Source organism: Janthinobacterium rivuli (assembly GCF_009208735.1).
Lineage (GTDB): Bacteria > Pseudomonadota > Gammaproteobacteria > Burkholderiales > Burkholderiaceae_D > Janthinobacterium.
This window is the reverse complement of record NZ_WFLJ01000016.1, coordinates 106,885-123,614: the sequence shown is the minus strand read 5'-3', so window position 1 is coordinate 123,614 and position 16,730 is coordinate 106,885. Positions and strand designations below refer to the sequence as shown.

At 63.8% G+C, this 16,730-nt stretch carries 17 protein-coding genes; 11 read left to right on the top strand and 6 right to left on the bottom strand.

Annotated elements, in window-relative coordinates; genetic code table 11:
- Positions 1-50: 50 nt before the first annotated feature.
- Positions 51-1,667 carry a hypothetical protein gene (locus GCN78_RS21040; RefSeq protein WP_152253433.1) on the top strand — a complete coding sequence of 539 codons (1,617 nt, stop codon included), beginning with the start codon at positions 51-53 and terminating at the stop codon, positions 1,665-1,667.
- A 78-nt stretch (positions 1,668-1,745) separates the two neighbouring features.
- Here GCN78_RS21040 and GCN78_RS21035 read toward each other — a convergent pair whose 3' ends face one another.
- Positions 1,746-3,110: an amino acid permease gene (locus tag GCN78_RS21035; protein ID WP_152253432.1), complete on the bottom strand. Its 1,365-nt coding sequence runs from the start codon at positions 3,108-3,110 to the stop codon at positions 1,746-1,748.
- A gap of 153 nt (positions 3,111-3,263) precedes the next feature.
- On the bottom strand, positions 3,264-3,704 hold the full coding sequence (locus GCN78_RS21030) for an acyl-CoA thioesterase (RefSeq protein WP_226939760.1): 441 nt from the start codon (positions 3,702-3,704) through the stop codon (positions 3,264-3,266).
- A 136-nt stretch (positions 3,705-3,840) separates the two neighbouring features.
- Here GCN78_RS21030 and GCN78_RS21025 point away from each other — a divergent pair, with 136 nt between their 5' ends.
- Genes GCN78_RS21025 through GCN78_RS21015 form a run of 3 tightly spaced genes read left to right on the top strand, consistent with a single transcriptional unit; the run spans position 3,841 to position 6,021 of the window.
- Positions 3,841-4,569 (top strand): GntR family transcriptional regulator, encoded by a 729-nt coding sequence (locus GCN78_RS21025; protein WP_152253430.1) that lies wholly within the window; start codon positions 3,841-3,843, stop codon positions 4,567-4,569.
- On the top strand, positions 4,544-5,311 hold the full coding sequence (locus GCN78_RS21020; protein ID WP_152253429.1) for an SDR family NAD(P)-dependent oxidoreductase: 768 nt from the start codon (positions 4,544-4,546) through the stop codon (positions 5,309-5,311). The genes GCN78_RS21025 and GCN78_RS21020 overlap by 26 nt, the downstream gene beginning before the upstream one ends.
- A gap of 17 nt (positions 5,312-5,328) precedes the next feature.
- The gene (locus GCN78_RS21015; protein ID WP_152253428.1) at positions 5,329-6,021 is read left to right on the top strand and encodes an aspartate/glutamate racemase family protein; all 693 of its coding nucleotides are present in this window, start codon (positions 5,329-5,331) and stop codon (positions 6,019-6,021) included.
- Here GCN78_RS21015 and GCN78_RS21010 read toward each other — a convergent pair whose 3' ends face one another.
- On the bottom strand, positions 6,022-6,504 hold the full coding sequence (locus tag GCN78_RS21010) for a heme-degrading domain-containing protein (RefSeq protein WP_152253427.1): 483 nt from the start codon (positions 6,502-6,504) through the stop codon (positions 6,022-6,024).
- Positions 6,505-6,598: 94 nt separating this feature from the next.
- On the opposite strand from GCN78_RS21010, the gene alkB reads away from it, so the two are divergent.
- Complete coding sequence (gene alkB, locus GCN78_RS21005) at positions 6,599-7,261, top strand: DNA oxidative demethylase AlkB (RefSeq protein WP_152253426.1); 663 nt, start codon at positions 6,599-6,601, stop codon at positions 7,259-7,261.
- Here the strand turns inward: alkB and GCN78_RS21000 are convergent.
- Genes GCN78_RS21000 through GCN78_RS20990 form a run of 3 tightly spaced genes read right to left on the bottom strand, consistent with a single transcriptional unit; the run spans position 7,233 to position 8,311 of the window.
- Positions 7,233-7,664: a hypothetical protein gene (locus GCN78_RS21000; RefSeq protein ID WP_152253425.1), complete on the bottom strand. Its 432-nt coding sequence runs from the start codon at positions 7,662-7,664 to the stop codon at positions 7,233-7,235. The two genes, alkB and GCN78_RS21000, sit on opposite strands and share 29 nt — an antisense overlap.
- Before the next feature lie 38 nt (positions 7,665-7,702).
- Positions 7,703-7,960 (bottom strand): hypothetical protein, encoded by a 258-nt coding sequence (locus tag GCN78_RS20995; protein WP_152253424.1) that lies wholly within the window; start codon positions 7,958-7,960, stop codon positions 7,703-7,705.
- Positions 7,961-7,975: 15 nt separating this feature from the next.
- Positions 7,976-8,311, bottom strand: coding sequence for an ArsR/SmtB family transcription factor (locus GCN78_RS20990; protein ID WP_152253423.1), 336 nt, complete (start codon positions 8,309-8,311; stop codon positions 7,976-7,978).
- 128 nt (positions 8,312-8,439) lie between these two features.
- Here GCN78_RS20990 and folE2 point away from each other — a divergent pair, with 128 nt between their 5' ends.
- From folE2 to GCN78_RS20960, 6 genes are all read left to right on the top strand, one after another.
- Positions 8,440-9,369 (top strand): GTP cyclohydrolase FolE2, encoded by a 930-nt coding sequence (gene folE2, locus GCN78_RS20985; RefSeq protein ID WP_152253422.1) that lies wholly within the window; start codon positions 8,440-8,442, stop codon positions 9,367-9,369.
- 24 nt (positions 9,370-9,393) lie between these two features.
- Positions 9,394-9,579, top strand: coding sequence for a hypothetical protein (locus GCN78_RS20980; RefSeq protein ID WP_152253421.1), 186 nt, complete (start codon positions 9,394-9,396; stop codon positions 9,577-9,579).
- 138 nt (positions 9,580-9,717) lie between these two features.
- Complete coding sequence (locus GCN78_RS20975; RefSeq protein ID WP_152253420.1) at positions 9,718-12,912, top strand: heparinase II/III domain-containing protein; 3,195 nt, start codon at positions 9,718-9,720, stop codon at positions 12,910-12,912.
- Positions 12,913-12,996: 84 nt separating this feature from the next.
- Positions 12,997-13,809, top strand: a complete 813-nt coding sequence (gene blaOXA / locus GCN78_RS20970) for a class D beta-lactamase (protein WP_152253419.1) — start codon at positions 12,997-12,999, stop codon at positions 13,807-13,809.
- The gene (locus tag GCN78_RS20965) at positions 13,806-14,201 is read left to right on the top strand and encodes a hypothetical protein (protein ID WP_152253418.1); all 396 of its coding nucleotides are present in this window, start codon (positions 13,806-13,808) and stop codon (positions 14,199-14,201) included. Before blaOXA ends, GCN78_RS20965 begins: the two co-directional genes overlap by 4 nt.
- 74 nt (positions 14,202-14,275) lie before the next feature.
- Positions 14,276-16,729, top strand: coding sequence for a penicillin-binding protein 1A (locus GCN78_RS20960; protein ID WP_152253417.1), 2,454 nt, complete (start codon positions 14,276-14,278; stop codon positions 16,727-16,729).
- Position 16,730 lies beyond the last annotated feature (1 nt).

The window sequence follows — 16,730 nt, the reverse complement described above, 5'->3', positions numbered from 1 at the left end:
TATCGATATTTTATGATGCCTCTTTCCGCCACTTGCAAGGTGACAGCGCCATGATTTCCATTTCTCCACTTTCCAGCTGGAATAGCACCCCGTCGCGGGCCTCCGCCGTCACGCCGAATCGCACGCAGGCGCCGCCGCCCGCACCCACGCCGTCCACCATCGTCGCTCTCAGCCCGGAGAGCGTGAACGACAGCACGCCGGCGGCGTTGGTGAAACCACCGATGGTGTGGGAAAGCGCAACGCGCGACAAGGTCAGCGAGGCGATGACGAAGAGTTTCTCGTCGTTTGCGTTTGGCGGCCGCTTCAGCGGACTGGGCGCGGCCATGCTGGGACAAGCCAAGCTGGGAAACTACAATTTCTCGCAGGCGATGCGTCAGCCGCCGCCGAGCACCACGCCGAACATCTATGCGGCGTCCGGCATCGCGCCGGGCAGCCTGCATGGCAATGGCGAAGACCGGGTTTCCCTCAGCATCACCACCAAGAGCGGCGTGGAAGTCAAGCTGTCGCTCGACAGCCAGGGCGATGGCCTGGCCGTAAACATGACGACCAGCGGCGACCTCAGCGACGCTGAAGCGAGCGCCCTGGGCGAGCTGGCGAAAGGTTTTCAGGAAGCCATCGACGGCATGGGACAGAGTACGCCGAAACTCAAGCTCGAAGGCTTGATGCAGTTCGACCAGAAAGTGCTGGAATCGGTGAAGCTGCATGCGGAAGTCAAGGTGCGCGGCGAGCCGGAAAGTATTCAAACCCTGGATTTCCAGGCCGATGGCGCGCAGCGCAAGGTCAGCTTCAGCGGCGTGGCCGGCAGCCTGGACCTGAAGGTCGACGCCAGCGCGCTCAATACCCTGGGCAGCCGCGAACGGCAAGCCAAGGCGCTGGACAGTTATATGAAGCAATTCGACCAGGCCGCGTCGCGCGGCCATGGCGACGCGGGCCTGGTGGCCATGCTCAAGGATGGTTTCACTGCCTTGCACAGCAATACCGCCGCGCCGCAAGCGGCCACGGACAGTCCCGAGACGGGCAAGTGGCGCCTGGCGGCCGAGGACAAGTCCATCCTCACGGGGCTGGCCGATTTCAGCGCCTCCGTGTCGCAAGCAGTGAAATTCAGCAATCCCATGCGCAGCACGGAAAAGGATGGCTTCAATTATGAAGTGTCGCAAAAGACGGAGCAGGCCGGCGCCAGCCAGGACGCGCGGTCGCTGCGGCAGCAACAGCAATCGAAGCTGAGCGCCAGCTTCCATCAGACGCTCGTCCCCGGCGTGCCGCTGCGACTGACGGCCAACACGGAATCGCAGAACTATACCTACCACCAGATCGAGGATACGGCCAGCAGCGACGCGCAGGTGGCCTACAAGGATGGCAAGATGGTCAAGGCGAGCCTGCGGCAGGAGGCCAATCAGTCCGAGCATGTCATGAAATATTTCCTGGGCAAGCTGGAATCGGACAAGACCACGCCGGGCAATTATTCCGTGCTGCGCGATTTGCTGCCCGTGCTGGGGCCGTATCGGACGGGCGAGCTGGGCATGACGCCCGAGAAGAAGGCGGAGCAGCGCCAGCAGGCGATGCTGACCTTGAGCGACGACGTGCTGCTGCAATCGTATGCGGGCCAGACCATCAGCCTGTGGCAAGCCGACCTGTTGCCGGAAGAGGGCGAGACCGCCGCCGTTTAGAAATAGGCGCGAGACCGCGTTGAATGCAAAAAGCCCGTCTGCGAAGACGGGCTTTTTGTTTGATGCGGCGCAAACAGCTTACGCTTTGGCCTTGCTTTGCTTGATCCAGTAACCGACGCCCAGCGCGGCGAGCCACACGGGGATCAGGTAGACGGAGATGCGCAGGCCCGGCGTCAGGTACATGATCACCAGGATGCCGGCCAGGAAGGCCAGGCACAGGTAGTTGGTGAACGGGTAGCCCAGGCTCTGGAACAGGGTCGTCTTGCCTTCGATTTTTTTCTGCGCGCGGAAGCGCAGGTGGATCCAGCTGATCATGGCCCAGTTGATGATCAGCGCCGACACCACGAGTCCCATCAGCACTTCGAACGCTTCGCCCGGCATGAAGTAATTGACCACCACGCAGGCGCCCGTCGCCAGGGCCGAGACGCCCAGGGCCACCAGCGGCACGCCGCGGCGGTTCAGGTGCAGCAGCGCGCGCGGCGCATTGCCTTGCTTGGCCAGGCCGAACAGCATGCGCGTGTTGCAGTACACGCCGCTGTTATACACGGACAGGGCGGCCGTCAGCACCACCACGTTCAGGGCCGTAGCCACCAGGTTGCTGTCGAGCGCATGGAAGATCAGCACGAAGGGGCTGCCGCCGGTGACGACGTTTTGCCACGGGTACAGCGACAGCAGGATGCCGAGCGCGCCGATGTAAAAGATCAGGATGCGGTAGATGGCCTGGTTGGTGGCGCGCGGAATCGTCGTGCTCGGATCGTCCGCCTCGGCCGCCGTGATGCCGACGAGTTCCAGGCCGCCGAACGAGAACATGATGACGGCCATGGCCATCATCAGCCCCTGCCAGCCATTCGGGAAGAAGCCGCCGTGCTGCCACAGGTTGGCCACGGACGCCTGCGGGCCCGCGTCGCCGGAGGCCAGCAGATACGCGCCGAAGACGATCATGCCGATGATGGCGACCACCTTGACGAGGGCGAACCAGAATTCCATCTCGCCGAAGGCCTTCACATTGAGCAGGCTGATGGCGTTGATGACGCAAAAGAAGATGAGCGCCGAGACCCAGGTCGGCACGCCCGGCCACCAATACTGCACGTAGATGCCGACGGCCGTCAGTTCGGCCATGCTGACGAGCACATACAGCACCCAGTAATTCCAGCCCGACAGGAAGCCGGGCAGGTGGCCGCAGTATTTGTCGGCAAAATAGCTGAAGGAGCCGGCGACGGGTTCGTCGACCACCATCTCGCCCAGCTGGCGCATGATCAGGAAGGCGATGACGCCGGCGATGCCATAGCCGAGCAGTACCGAGGGGCCGGCCATCTTGATGGTTTGCGCGATGCCCAGAAACAGGCCGGTGCCGATGGCGCCGCCCAGGGCGATGAGCTGGATGTGGCGGCTTTTCAGGCCGCGCTTGAGCTCTTGTGGTTCGGTATTCCCGACTGCCGTCATATGTTTTGTCCTGTTTTTACGGGGCTGAGGTCGCTGATTCTAAAGCATGGACGGGCAAAGCAGGAGCGAAATGCATGTTGCACTGCGGGGGCGCAAGAAAAGCCCCGTATCTTCGCCGAACGGCGCGCAAAACGGCGCTCCAGGCATCCGTTTTTACGCGCCGGCCGCGACGATGGCCGGTTCGTACGTGGCCAGGAACTCGGGCGGCAGGCGGCGCGCGCGGCCGCTGCTCAACTCGATGCAGATCAAGTCCCAGCGTCCACGCACGACGGTGGCGCCGTCGCTGTCGCGGATCAGCTGGAAGCGCCGCTCCATGCTGGAACGGCCATCGCTGGCGCACAGCCAGGTGGCCAGGGTCAGCGCTTCGCCGGCCCGCGTCGGCAGCAGGTAATCGTATTCGCCGCGGCGGATCGCCATGGCCCGGTCCAGGCGCCGGTAGTCGTCCAGGTCCAGCCCCAGGGTCGCCGAGTGGTGCCAGGCGATATGCTCGCACCAGCGCACGTAGACGGCGTTATTCGTGTGCTGCAAGCCGTCGATGTCGCCCGCTTCGGGCGTGACGGGCAGGGTGTGGGCGTGCGGATAGTCCCAGTTCAATTGCGCTCCTTTCGATACGGTGGCGGTTGATTGTACGGTCTCGCGGCGCTTTCTGTCTGCCGCGCACACCTGCAAAAACACTGTTTTTCCCATTGATGTATGATGCATCATAATTTCTCAACGATCAAAAACACGCATGAACCATCCATTGGACAGTCTGGTGCACGTCAACCTGGGCAAGTCCGTGTACGCCATGCTGCGCGAAGCGCTGGCGGCCGGGCGCTTTCAGCCGAACGACCGGCTGCGCATCCGCGAGCTGGCGCTGCAGCTGGGCACCAGCGTCACGCCCGTGCGCGACGCCATGCTGCAGCTGGTGCAGGAAGAGGCGCTGGTGCTGCGCTCGCCGCGCGACTTCCGCGTGCCCGTGCTGAGCGTGGCGCGCTACCTGGAAATCCGCGCGCTGCGTCTGGAGCTGGAAGGCCTGGGCGCGGCGGAGGCGGCGCAGCGCATCGACGCCGCCACCCTGGCCGACCTGGAACGCCTGCTGCAGGCGAATGAAGAGGCCATCGCCCGCCACGACCTGGCGGCGGCCCTGCAATGCAACCAGGCGTTTCACCTGGGCCTGGCGCAGGCGGCCGGCATGCCGACATTAAAACGCTTCGTCGACCATTTGTGGATGCAGACGGCGCCCCTGATCGCCGCCGGCTACGCCAGCTTTTCGCCCGACATGCGGGTGGGCCACCACCACGCCATCATCAGCGCGCTGCGCCAGCGCGACAGCGCGGCCGCGCGGCGCGCCATCGAACAGGACATCCTCGACGGCGGCACGCAGATGCTGGCCTATGTCATGCGCCAGGAGCGCATGCACGCCGGCGCAAACGAACAAGACAAGGACGAACATGACGCACCTCCAGCAAAAAATTGAACAGAAAATCGAACGGAAGACCGCCATCGTCACGGGCGCCAGCCGCGGCATCGGCCATGCCGTGGCCGAGCGCTTTCGCAGCCTGGGCTGGCGCGTCATCACCGTCTCGCGCAGCCCGATTCCGGGCGGCTGCCCGCGCAGCCAGGAGCGCAACACGCATGTGTGCATGGATTTGTCGGACCTGAGCCAGATCGGGCAGATGGTCGAGACGCTGCGCCCGATGCTGGGCGACGCCAAATTGCACGCGCTGGTGAACAATGCGGGCGTGTCGCCGAAGGGGCCGGGCGGCTCGCGCGTCAATTCGCTCACCACCGATATGCAGACGTGGCAGGAAATGTACAACACGAATTTCTTCGCGCCGCTGGCCCTGACGCGCGGCTTCGCGCAGGAATTGTCGAACGCGCATGGCGCCGTCGTGAACCTGTGCTCGATCGCCGGCTACCGCGTGCACCCGTTTGCCGGTTCCGCCTACGCCAGCTCGAAGGCGGCGCTGGCGTCGCTGACGCGCGAGATGGCCAACGACATGGCGCCGCTGAACGTGCGCGTCAACGCCATCGCGCCGGGCGAGATCGACACGGCCATTCTGTCGCCCGGCACCTCGCACATCGTCGACACGCAAATCCCCCTGCGCCGCCTGGGCACGACGGCCGAAGTGGCCGATCTGGTGGAGTTCCTGTGCAGCGAGCGCGCCTCGTACATCACGGGCGCGGAAATTCCCATCGACGGCGGCCAGCGCATTTGATTGAAAAGGAAGATCGCATGACCCAACATATCGGTATCGTCGGCTGCTCGGCCGAAGGCGCGGCCCTGTGCTACCGCACCATCTGCGAAGAGGGCGCGCATGCGCTGGGCGCCTATGAACATCCGGAAGTGACGCTGCACACGCCGCCGCTGGCGCGCTATGTGGCTTGCCTGGACGCGGGCGACCTGGCCGGCGTGGCCGAACTGATGCTGGCGTCGGCACGCAAGCTGGCCGCGGCCGGCGCCGATTTCCTGATCTGCCCCGACAACACCATCCACCAGGCATTCGAGCTGATGGCGCCCCGTTCGCCGCTGCCATGGCTGCATATCGCCGACGTCGTGGCCGCCGAAGCGGCGGCGCGCGCTTACCGACGCGTGGGCTTGACGGGCACGCGCTGGCTGGTCGACAGCGCCGTGTATCCGGACAGGCTGGCCGCGCGCGGCATCGAATGCGTGCGGCCGGGCGAGGACGAGCGCGACGAGATCAACCGCATCATCATGGGAGAGCTGGTGCCGGGCGTGGTCAAACCGGGCAGCGTGGCGCGCTTCCAGGCCATCATCGGCAGCTTGCGCGAGCAGGGCTGCGACGCCGTCATCCTCGGCTGCACGGAAATCCCGCTGATCATCAGCGACGCCAACTCGCCGCTGCCGACGCTCGATTCCACGCGCTTGCTGGCGCGTGCCGCCTTGCGCCGCGCGCTGGCGGCCTGACTATGTGATTGGCTGCGTGTCGAGCTGCGCCTGCAGCGCGGCCACCACCAGCGCGTGGTCGTCCGCCTGCGCCAGGCCGGAAACGGTCACCGTGCCGACCAGTCCCACCCCGCGTATCAGCAGCGGGAAGGCGCCGCCGTGGCCCGCGTATTCGATGTCATCAAGGTATTTCACGTCTTCGAAGGTGCTGCCGCGGCTTTTGTACGAGATGCCCATGTAGTAGGAGCTGCGGCAAAAGCGCCGCACCGTGTTGTTCTTGCGGCGTATCCAGTCGGCCTGGTCCGCCGTGGCACCCGTCATGGCGTGGTGGAACAGGACTTGACCGTTGCGCGTGATGTTGACGGTGACGGCCTTGCCCCGCTTGCGCACTTCCTCGACGATCCACAGACCCACGGCCAGCGCGGCGTCGTTGTCGAAGCGTTCGAATTGCAGGGATTCTTCCTGCTGCGCGAGGGTGTGCAGCAAATCGGCGTAATGATCCATCGTGGAGGAGGGTGGTAGTGGCTGGAAGCGTTACTGTAGCGCACCATGGGCCAGTCGCGCGCGCTTTTTCCATGGCGGGCCTACAATAGCTGGCATGAACCTGTCCCTGTTTGCCGATGAAGACCAGGCCCCGGCCGCTCCCGCGCCGCTGGTGCCCGGGTCGTCCGCGTCGGTCCTGTTGCGCGGCTTCGCGCTGCCGTATCTGCACGAGGTGCTGCCGGCGCTTGACGCCATCGTGCTGGCGGCGCCCCTGCGCCACATGGCCACGCCGGGCGGCTTGCGCATGTCGGTCGCCATGAGCAATTGCGGCGCCCTGGGCTGGATCACGGATGGGCGCGGCTACCGCTATGCGCGGCACGATCCGGCCAGCGGCCTTACGTGGCCGCCCATGCCGCCCGTATTCCTGCGCCTGGCACAGGAGGCGGCGCTGGCAGCCGGCTATCCGGGCTTCACCCCCGACGCCTGCCTGGTCAACCGCTATGCGCCCGGCGCGCGCATGGCCCTGCACCAGGACCGCGACGAATGCGATTTCAACGCGCCCATCGTCTCCGTCTCGATGGGGCTGCCCGCCACCTTCCTGTTCGGCGGCGCCGAGCGGGCCGACAAGGCGGCGCGCATCGGCCTGCTGCACGGCGACGTGGTGGTGTGGGGCGGCGCCGACCGCCTGCGCTTCCACGGCGTGGCGCCGCTGAAGGAGGGCGAACACGCGCTGCTGGGCGCGCAGCGCATCAATTTGACGTTTCGCAAGGCTGCCTGAGCTGGCGCCAGGGCGTGGCCGGCTTCAGAACATACTGCGCATGGACGTGGCGCCACGGAATGGCCAGGTACACCAGCACGACAAAGGCGCATTCGAAGGCGGTGGCCGTGGTGGCGGGATCGATGTTGCCATTGAGCCATTGCGGCAGCGGCACGAGCAGCAGCCAGATGGTCTTCCACAGCGCTTCCCACAGCAGCAGGGGCAGCATCTGCAGCGGGTAGCGCAAGCCAAGCAGGCACAACAGCGAGAACGCGGCCAGCATGCAGTTGACGGTGCCGCGCGCCAGCTCCCACGGCGCGTGCGGCGTGACGATGCCGGGCCACAGCACGCTGCCGAGGCCCAGGACGACCAGCAGATACATGGCGCGCAGCGCATACAGACGGGCGGTCGATACGGTATTCATGGTGCGTTCTCCTGGTCGTGGGGTGGCAGCGAAAGGGTTTATTCGACTTCCTTGAGGATGGTCTCTAGGCTGCTCAAACGCGCCTGGATCTGCGCCACGGAGGCGCTCAGCGCGGCCAGCGAGGCCGCCGTTTCCGCCTGCGCGGCGGCCATGGACCTGGCCAGTTCCTGGTAGGCGCCATCCTGCGCCAGCCGGGCGCGCGCCTGCACGATGCCGGACGCATATTTGAGGGCGAAGATGATGACGGCGGCCGTGCAGGTGAAGAAGAAGGCGGCGAAAAAGACATTCTCAGACATGATGACCTCTACAGTTCAGGATGGATCGGGGTTGGAGGTGAGCGTGGCTGCCGCCGCGGCGATGCTGGCCGGTGTCAGCCGCAATTCGAATGGGCTGGCTTCGAAGTAGTTGAGGGCCTTGCCGTCGTGCGACAGTTCCAGCTGGCTGGTGACCAGTCCAGCGTGTTCCAGCTTTTGCAGGTGCAAATGCAGCAGGGGCCGGCTGATGCCCAGGTCGCGCGCCAGCTGGCTGATGTAGTTGCGCCCGCCGCTGGCCAACGCGGCGATGATGCGCAGCCGGTGCGGGTTGTCGAGCGCCGCCAGCATGGCCAGCAAGCGGTCGCCAGTCGGTGGTGTATGTATGTCTGTCATGTGTCAACATTATCTGACATGTGTTGGCGCGTCAAGCAAAATCCTGTCTCTCATTTAATGCAAGATACTTGCAAATGCGGCGGTTCTTCTTCATGATATGCAACTTGTTTGCATATGGAGCCCTGACCATGAAGCGCGATTCGATTTCCTCGCCCCTGCCCGACGTGGCGGCCGGCCCCCATCTGGGCCATCCCTTGCCGCTCGAGTGGGTGGGCATGCAGGGCATCGCCTTGCCGCTGTGGCTGGAAGAGGGTGGGCAGGCGCAGCAAGTGCATGCCTGGGTCGACGTGCAGGTCGACTTGCCCGACCCGACAGTCAAGGGCATCCACATGTCGCGCCTGTATCTGCTGCTCGACGCGTTTGCCGGCGCGCAGCCGCTCGATGCGGGCGCGCTGGCCGCCGTGCTGCGGCGTATGGTGGAGAGCCACGCCGATTGCGGCAGCACGCAGGCGCGCCTGGCGCTGGCGTTTCCCGTGCTGCGGCGCCAGCCGGCGCTGCTGACGGCGGGATTGTCGGGCTGGAAATCGTATCCCGTGCGCTTGCAGGCCAGTGTTTCGCCGCAGGGTTTTACCCTGTCCCTGACGGTGGAGATCGGCTACTCGTCGACCTGCCCATGTTCGGCGGCGCTGGCGCGGCAACTGCTCGCCGACGCCTTCGCGGCACGCTTCGGCGCGGGCGGCATCGACGGCGCGGCTGCGCGCGACTGGCTGCGGGAACACGCGAGCCTGGCCACGCCGCACAGCCAGCGCAGCACGGCGACGGTCACCGTACCCTTGACGGAACAGGCCGAGCTGGACCTGTTTCCCTTGATCGACCTGGTGGAAGCGGCGCTGGCGACGCCGCTGCAGATGGCCGTGAAACGGATCGACGAACAGGCGTTCGCGCGCCTCAATGGTGCTAACCTGATGTATGTGGAAGACGCGGCCCGCCGTGTGCAGGCGGCGCTGGCGCCACTGGCTCCACAGTATGCGCGGGCGCGTGTTACCGTACGGCATATGGAAAGCCTGCATCCGCACGACGCCGTGGCGCAGGCGGGCCAGCTTGCCGGAGATTGGTAGTCAACCACCGTGGAGGAGCACAACATGCCGGAGAAAATCGAGCGGGACGTCGACGATGACAGCCTGGAGCAGGAATTGGCACAGGACCTGGAGCGCGCGCGGCGCGAGCACGCGTTGATCGACGAGGAAAAGCTGGGGATGGACGAACTGGAGGAAGAGCGCCTGAAGCACGAGGGCGGGATGGATACAGACGACAAATCCAGGCGATAGCGTGGCAGCGCCGTAGAAAGGTGCACTTTCTTCCTGTGAAATTATTTATTTAATAACCACCACCACAAATACTTAGAAAAATGATATCGTCATTGTTATTGGCGGTAATTTTTAAGGATCTTTGAATAAGGAGTGGGGATGACCATATTTTTTCATGGTGAGAAGAACCGGCGTTGGTATTTTGCAGAAAATATCGGAAAAAGCGCAAAGGCGAAATCTCTATTGTTTTCTTCATTGCTATTGACTGCTGCAAATATCGCCGCAATGCCGCTGTCGATTTCTCCGGGGCATCCGCGACTGCTCACTACGCAAACGGCAATCGATCAGTTGGTGGGCCGATTGCCATTGCCGCCTGCCGTTTTTCCAGCCGCAGGCGGCACAATCGCTTTTGATTTTACGGCGGCCGAGAAAAACCCGGCGCTCGATGGCGGAGTGCAGCTGGTCTTTGGTGAATTGAATACCTCTAATGGGAAAAATGGCATATTCATCCGGCATACCGATGCGGATACGGCAGGTACCGCCAGTATCCAGGTCGGCATGTTGCAAAAGACCATAGGCAGCCAGGCGGCCCGATATATCGCCCAGAAAGTGGTGGATATGCCCATCGGTGTGGCGACGCGGATAGAATTTAGCTGGAATAGCCTTGCGAAAACAAGCAGCCTTAAAATAGGTGGCGTCAACATGCCGATGAGTCTCGAATGGCTGCGTGTTGATATGAATAACCCGAATAGTGAAAAAGTCAATTTTTCTCCGGACCTGACGGCTTTCCAGTTTCCGGGCAGGATGAATGAGGCAATCAGTAATTTTATCCTGAAAGATGCTCAAGGCAATACGGTGGTGCATTACCCTGATGCCGTGGACCTGAAGCTGGCGACGGCATGGTTCGACTTTGTTAGGCTGGTGGATCTGGATGTGGCCTCGCTCACTATGTGCCCCACCTCGGCCACGCCATGGACCGCCCCGGCCGTATGCAATACGGCTACCGGACATCGCAATTTGCTGGTCGCAACTGCCCAGCAATTGGCGCTGGCCTATAAAATCAAAAAACAACCGGCATATTTCTCTGCAGTCCTGAACTATATCGATAAACTGCGCGCCGTTCCGCTGAACGCGGGCGGGGATATGTCGATGGGCGGGCGTGTTACCGCGCTGGGCATCCTGTATGACTGGCTGCATGCGGAGCTGGGACAGACCGTCGTCCCAAACGACCCAGGCCAGGCCAATTATCTGACGGCGATGGCTGCCAGCATCAGAACGACCATCGTTGCGCAGGCAGCGCCGGGCGGCACCAATCTGTTAAGCGAGATTTGCGGCCAGCAGGGAATGTCTTCCTCCGCCTTCGATTGCGCCGTCAAGCCCGTCTTCAGCAACTGGAACCGTTATGCCGTGCCGCCGCAGCCTTCGATCGCCAACGCCTATATGGCAGGCATGAATTTCAGCAGCGTGTATGGCGCGGCGGCCGGTTTGCTGGCCATCGCCGATGCCCCGAACGCCGACGTACTGCCCATGATCGATACGGCGTATAGCCATTTCAACGAAGGCTTCCTGGCGGTGCGTCGCGATATTTCGACCGATGGCGGATATCACTCGGGCTTTTCCTACAGCCTGGTCGACTTGCCTTCACGCTTGTTGATGTGGAATACGGCGGTGCAAAACGCGGACGACATGGGGCAGGTGTCCGGATGGCTGCCAAAAACCATCTATCCCTACATCTATGGCTTGCGCGACGACAAAAGTTACCCGGCCAGCGGAGACAACTTCGTCACCTTGTCCACTGGCACACTGGTGGGCAGCGTTGCGCTGTGGGCTGCCGCTCACGCGAATGACGGCAATGCCTGGAATTTTTACCAGGAGAAAGTGCATGCCCAGCGCAAGTCGCCGAACCGCTATCCCTACATACTGGAGCAGCTGTTGTGGCCCGTAAATACGGCGGCCTTGAATGCGCCAGCGGAACTGGAGTTGTCACGCCACTTCCGCCGTTCAGGCCAGGTGCTTATGCGCGACCGCTGGACGCATGCCGATGCCACGCTGCTGGAGTTCAAGTCCACTTCGTTTATCAGCGACAATCACCACCATCTGGACCAGAACAGCATTTCCCTCAACTACAAGGGGCCCTTGCTGGTTGATTCGGGCCGCTACGACGCCTACGGCAGCGCCCACTGGGCCAACTACTATACGCGCAGCATTGCGCATAATACGGTCATCGCATTCGATGGCAACGAGCGTTTCCAGCGCCCGGGCAGCGGCACGAGCAAGGTGGAATTCAGCAACGACGGTGGTCAATGGCTGGGCAGCGCGCGCCAAGCCTATCCTACGCTGGAAGAGATACAGCCGGGCGCGATCAATGCGATGGACGGCATCGTCAATTACGAATACACGCCGGCCTACACCTATGTCCGGGGCAATGCGAGCAAGGCGTACGCCGCAAGCAAGCTGGATCAGGCGCATGGCTTCCTGCGCAGCATCGTTTACCTGCCGGTCCCCGCGACCGGCTCCCTGCCCATCATCCTCAGCTTTGACCGCGTGCGCACGAACGCCGCGCCTGCCACATTCTTGCTGCATACGGTTAACGAGCCGGCGGCAGCGGTGCCGGCGACTGCGCTCGGCAACGGACAGTACCGTTTTACCCATGCTGCGGGCGATGCGCGCGCCATCACCATCCGCAATGGCGGCGGCATGCTGATCGCCCGGACGCTGCTGCCTGAGCAGGCCGCGATCACCAAGGTCGGCGGCCTGGACGCGCATGGACAACTGTGCGATCAGATCAGCGCCGATTCGGCCATCGGCATCGGTACCTTGCAGCCAGGCGGCCCCACCGGCGATTGCCGGTTCACGGTACGCACTTTGCAGCCAGACAATAGCTATAAATGGCGTAATTATCCACCCAAGCCAGCGACCGGGCCTTACGACGACAGCGTCACGGGAGATATAGGCGCGTGGCGCCTGGAGGTACAGGCGTCCGAGGCCGCGCCTGCCGGTACGGTTCAGTATTTCCTGCACGCCTTGCACGTGGCGGACAATGATTATGGCAGCGGCAGCGCAGGCAGTGGTTCGGCGCAGCGGCTGGTGGCGGACAGCCATACCGAGGTGGTGCTGATCGGTACACAGACGGTGGTGGCGTTCAACCGCGACGCGGCGCCGTCGGCCCGCATGAGCTGGACTGGGCCGCCCTCGGCCACCACGGTACTGGCCACCGGCCTGTTGCCAAACTCGGACTTTTTGCTGAGCCGTGCCGCCACGGCGGATGGCGAACAGCTGATTTTGGCGCAGGCACCTGCCAGTAGCGCAACGTATCGCAGTTCGAGTGAAGGTGTGGTCAATATCGGCATGTAGAATAACGGTAGGCGGCGCTGACCGCCTACCGGCTCCCGGCGGATTTTCTGACTGGGTAACTGTCGACTATTTTTTTTAGAACGCATGAAACTCTATTTGCCTAGCGCCTTGTTGGCCGTATTGTCGGCTTTTTCCATTACGCCGGCCCAGGCCGCCACCATCTGCACCGCCATGGCGGACGCCAAAACGGGCGCCGTTCTGCTGCAAGAGGGTAATTGCATCGACCGCGTCACACCCGCTTCCACGTTCAAGATCGCCCTCAGCTTGATGGGCTACGACGCCGGCTTCCTCAAGGACGAGCACAAGCCGGCCCTGCCATACCGCCAGGGCTATGTGGACTGGGGCGGCGACGCGTGGCGCCAGGATACGGACCCGTCGCGCTGGATGCAGTACTCCGTCGTCTGGTATTCGCAGCAGATCACGCAGGCGCTGGGCGCCGAGCGCTTTCAGAAATATGCGAAGGCTTTGCGCTATGGTAACGCGGACGTGTCGGGCGACAAGGGCAAGGAGAATAGCCTGGAGCGCTCGTGGATCAGTTCTTCGCTGAAGATCTCTCCGCTGGAACAGCTGGGCTTTTTGCGCAAGCTGGTCAACGATCAGTTGCCGGTCACCAAGCAGGCGATGGAACAGACGCGCCGCCTGACGCGCCTGGCGGACGTGGCCGGCTGGCAAGTGCACGGCAAGACGGGGGCCGCTTTCCCGCGCAAGGCCGACGGCAGCTTCGACGAGGCGCATGGCTACGGCTGGTTCGTGGGCTGGGCCAGCAAGGGCGAGCGCAGCATCGTGTTTGCGCGCCTCGTGCAGGACGAACAGAAGGGAGCGCAATCGGCGGGCCTGCGCACGCGCGAAGCGATGCTGAAGGAATTGCCGGCCCTGCTGGAGCAGGCGCAGAAGTGACGGCCTGCATCGTCGCCGCCACCTTCCTCGCTTCCGACGGCGACTATCTGGAAGCCGTCATCGAGGTGGATGGCCAGCGCCTGCATGTGATGGACGAGTTCGGCGGTGGACAACTGGCCGCCGGCACGCAAGTGCGACTGGAACTGTCGGCCATGCCCAGCGAGATGGACGACTGGGACGCCATCTTCCGCGCCAATCCGGGCCGGGAGCAGCGCTTGTTGCGCCTCGATGGCTGGCGCTACCTGGCGCTCGGCGTCGTGATCAGCGTCGACCCCGTCGTCTGCGATTGCGGCTTGCTGCGGGTGGAAGACCCGTTTACGACGCATGATGCGCGCTGCGTGGGCGCGTATGTCGGCGTCACCCTGGCGCGCCTCGATGCTTGCCTGGCGTAAAATCCGGCCCGCTTTGTTGCCCGCCCTATATACTTGCTGAAACGGATCATCCGGCATCAGACAAGGTTACAAGCATGGCATCAGGCATGGAGCAGTTTCAGGAAAAAGCACGGCAAGCATGGACATGGGGGCGCGCGCAGGGCTTGCGTGTGGCGGGTGTGGCGTGGACCAGGGCAGTGGCGCTGTACCGGCGCGGCCATGCGCATCTGATGACCTTGCCGCCAGTGCGGCGCGCTCTGGTGCTGGGACTATGGTCGTTCCTGGCCGTGCTGGCGCTGGTGACCTTATACATGCTGTTGCTGATTCCCCTGACGCCGAGCATCCACGACTTGCGCCAGGCGCGCGCGGCCGCGCCCAGCACCATGGTCAGCGCCGACGGCAAGGAACTGGCCCGCTTCGACCAGGGCTTGCAGGAACGGGTTACCTTGCAGCAGATTTCGCCGAACGTGATCAGCGCGCTGATCTCGACGGAAGACCACCGGTTCTACCAACACCATGGCATCGACTTTACGCGCACGGCGGGCGCCATCTTGCACACGGCGGGAGGCAACCCCCAGGGCGGTTCCACCATCACGCAGCAACTGGCGCGCAATATGTTCCCCGAGGAAATAGGCCGCTCGCGCAACCTGAACCGCAAGCTGAAGGAACTGATCACGGCCTTGAAGATCGAGGCCACCTACAGCAAGACGGAAATCCTCGAAGCCTACCTGAACACGGTGCCCTTCCTGTACAACACCTACGGCATCGAAATGGCGGCCCGCACCTATTTCGACAAGCCCGCCTCGCGCCTCGACATCCTGGAAAGCGCCACCCTGGTCGGCATGCTCAAGGGCACGAATTACTACAATCCCGTCGGCAATCCCGAACGCTCGCTGCAGCGGCGCAACGTGGTGCTGGGGCAGATGCGCAAGCACGACGTCATCGACGAGGCCCGCTACAAGCAGTTGATCAAGCGACCACTGCGTTTGCATTTCGAGCGCCAGAGCGAACGGGCGCAATCGGACAGCCATTTCACGGCCTATGTGCGCAAATGGCTGATCGACTGGGCCGACGAGAATGATTACAACCTGGAGCGCGACGGCTTGATCGTGCACACCACGCTGGACCAGGATCTGCAGCAGGCGGCCGAGCGCGCCGTCGAGCGCCAGGCGAACGCCTTGCAAGCCATCGCCGACGTGGAATGGAGCCGCGCCGGCGTGCCGTCGTCCACCTCGACGGGCATGTATGCGGGCATGCAGGGCGGCAGCGTGCCGTTCGATTATTTCTGGAAGTCCCACCCGGCCTTGCTGGACGCCTTCGTGCGCGAGTCGGGCGACTACCGCAAGCTGACGGCCGCCGGCGCCACGCCGGACGACGCGCTGGCGCAGCTGAAAGGCGACCGCGCCTTCATGACTGCCCTGCGCAAGTCGAAGACGCGGCTGGAAGCGGGTTTTGCTGCCATGGACCCGGCCACGGGCGCCGTGCGCGCCTGGGTGGGCAGCCGCGACTTTGCGCGCGAACAATTCGACCACGTGTCGCAGGCGGCGCGCCAGCCCGGTTCCACCTTCAAGCCCATCGTGTATGGCGCGGCGCTGGAAAAGGGGCTCAGCCCCGATCACGTCTACCGCGACGCCGTGATGGATATCAAGGCGTCCGACGGCACGATATGGCGCCCGACGGACATGAGCGGCACCACGGGGCGCGACATGACCATGCGCGACGGCCTCGTCTACTCGAAAAACACCATCACGGCGCAAGTGATGCAAGATGTCGGCTTGCCGCCGATCATCAAGCTGGCGCGTGCGCTGGGCATCCGCGACAGCAAGCTGGAAAAAGTGCCATCGCTGGCGCTGGGCACCAGCCCCGTCACCTTGCTGGAAATGGTCAACGCCTACGCCAGCATCGCGGCCCAGGGCGAGGCGCGCCTGCCGTTCGTCGTCACGCACATCACCGACCGCGAAGGCAAGTTCGTCGCCCGCTTCGGCGAGGACAAGCCCAAGCGCGCCATGAAAGAAGCGTCGGCCGCCACCCTGACGGACATGATGCGCGGCGTGATCGACCGCGGCACGGGCACGGCCATCCGCAGCCGCTTCGGCATCCGCTCCGACGTGGCCGGCAAGAGCGGCACCACGCAAAACAATGCCGACGGCTGGTTCATCCTGATGCACCCGGAACTGGTGGGTGGCGCCTGGGTCGGCTTCAATGACGCGCGCGTCACCATGCGCAGCAACTACTGGGGCCAGGGCGGGCACAACGCCGTGCTGGTGGTGGGCGACTTCTTCAAGACGGCGCTCGACACGGGCAAGCTGTCGCGCGACGCCATCTTCCCCGGCGGCAAGCCACCGCCGCCGCTGCGCCATGTGGAGACGGTCGAGGAGCCAGAGGACGAGCCGGTGGAAGAGCCGGGAGATTTGCTGCAGGAAGGCGCTCCGCCGGCGCCGCTGGCCATGCCGGCCGAAGGCGACGGCGGACAGGAATCGCATGGCAAGGCGGTGCCGGAGCCGGTTCCCGCGCCGGTGCCGCAGCCGCAGCCGGTGCCGCAAGGGTAAG

What these genes read in the sequence shown, in the direction of transcription:
- GCN78_RS20990 (WP_152253423.1), bottom strand. Translation starts at nt 8,311, where the DNA reads ATGACAGACATACATACACCACCGACTGGCGACCGCTTGCTGGCCATG.
- GCN78_RS20995 (WP_152253424.1), bottom strand. Translation starts at nt 7,960, where the DNA reads ATGTCTGAGAATGTCTTTTTCGCCGCCTTCTTCTTCACCTGCACGGCC.
- GCN78_RS21010 (WP_152253427.1), bottom strand. Translation starts at nt 6,504, where the DNA reads ATGGATCATTACGCCGATTTGCTGCACACCCTCGCGCAGCAGGAAGAA.
- GCN78_RS21025 (WP_152253430.1), top strand. Translation starts at nt 3,841, where the DNA reads ATGAACCATCCATTGGACAGTCTGGTGCACGTCAACCTGGGCAAGTCC.
- alkB (WP_152253426.1), top strand. Translation starts at nt 6,599, where the DNA reads ATGAACCTGTCCCTGTTTGCCGATGAAGACCAGGCCCCGGCCGCTCCC.
- GCN78_RS20980 (WP_152253421.1), top strand. Translation starts at nt 9,394, where the DNA reads ATGCCGGAGAAAATCGAGCGGGACGTCGACGATGACAGCCTGGAGCAG.
- GCN78_RS21020 (WP_152253429.1), top strand. Translation starts at nt 4,544, where the DNA reads ATGACGCACCTCCAGCAAAAAATTGAACAGAAAATCGAACGGAAGACC.
- GCN78_RS20975 (WP_152253420.1), top strand. Translation starts at nt 9,718, where the DNA reads ATGACCATATTTTTTCATGGTGAGAAGAACCGGCGTTGGTATTTTGCA.
- GCN78_RS21015 (WP_152253428.1), top strand. Translation starts at nt 5,329, where the DNA reads ATGACCCAACATATCGGTATCGTCGGCTGCTCGGCCGAAGGCGCGGCC.
- blaOXA (WP_152253419.1), top strand. Translation starts at nt 12,997, where the DNA reads ATGAAACTCTATTTGCCTAGCGCCTTGTTGGCCGTATTGTCGGCTTTT.
- folE2 (WP_152253422.1), top strand. Translation starts at nt 8,440, where the DNA reads ATGAAGCGCGATTCGATTTCCTCGCCCCTGCCCGACGTGGCGGCCGGC.
- GCN78_RS21000 (WP_152253425.1), bottom strand. Translation starts at nt 7,664, where the DNA reads ATGAATACCGTATCGACCGCCCGTCTGTATGCGCTGCGCGCCATGTAT.
- GCN78_RS21040 (WP_152253433.1), top strand. Translation starts at nt 51, where the DNA reads ATGATTTCCATTTCTCCACTTTCCAGCTGGAATAGCACCCCGTCGCGG.
- GCN78_RS21035 (WP_152253432.1), bottom strand. Translation starts at nt 3,110, where the DNA reads ATGACGGCAGTCGGGAATACCGAACCACAAGAGCTCAAGCGCGGCCTG.
- GCN78_RS20960 (WP_152253417.1), top strand. Translation starts at nt 14,276, where the DNA reads ATGGCATCAGGCATGGAGCAGTTTCAGGAAAAAGCACGGCAAGCATGG.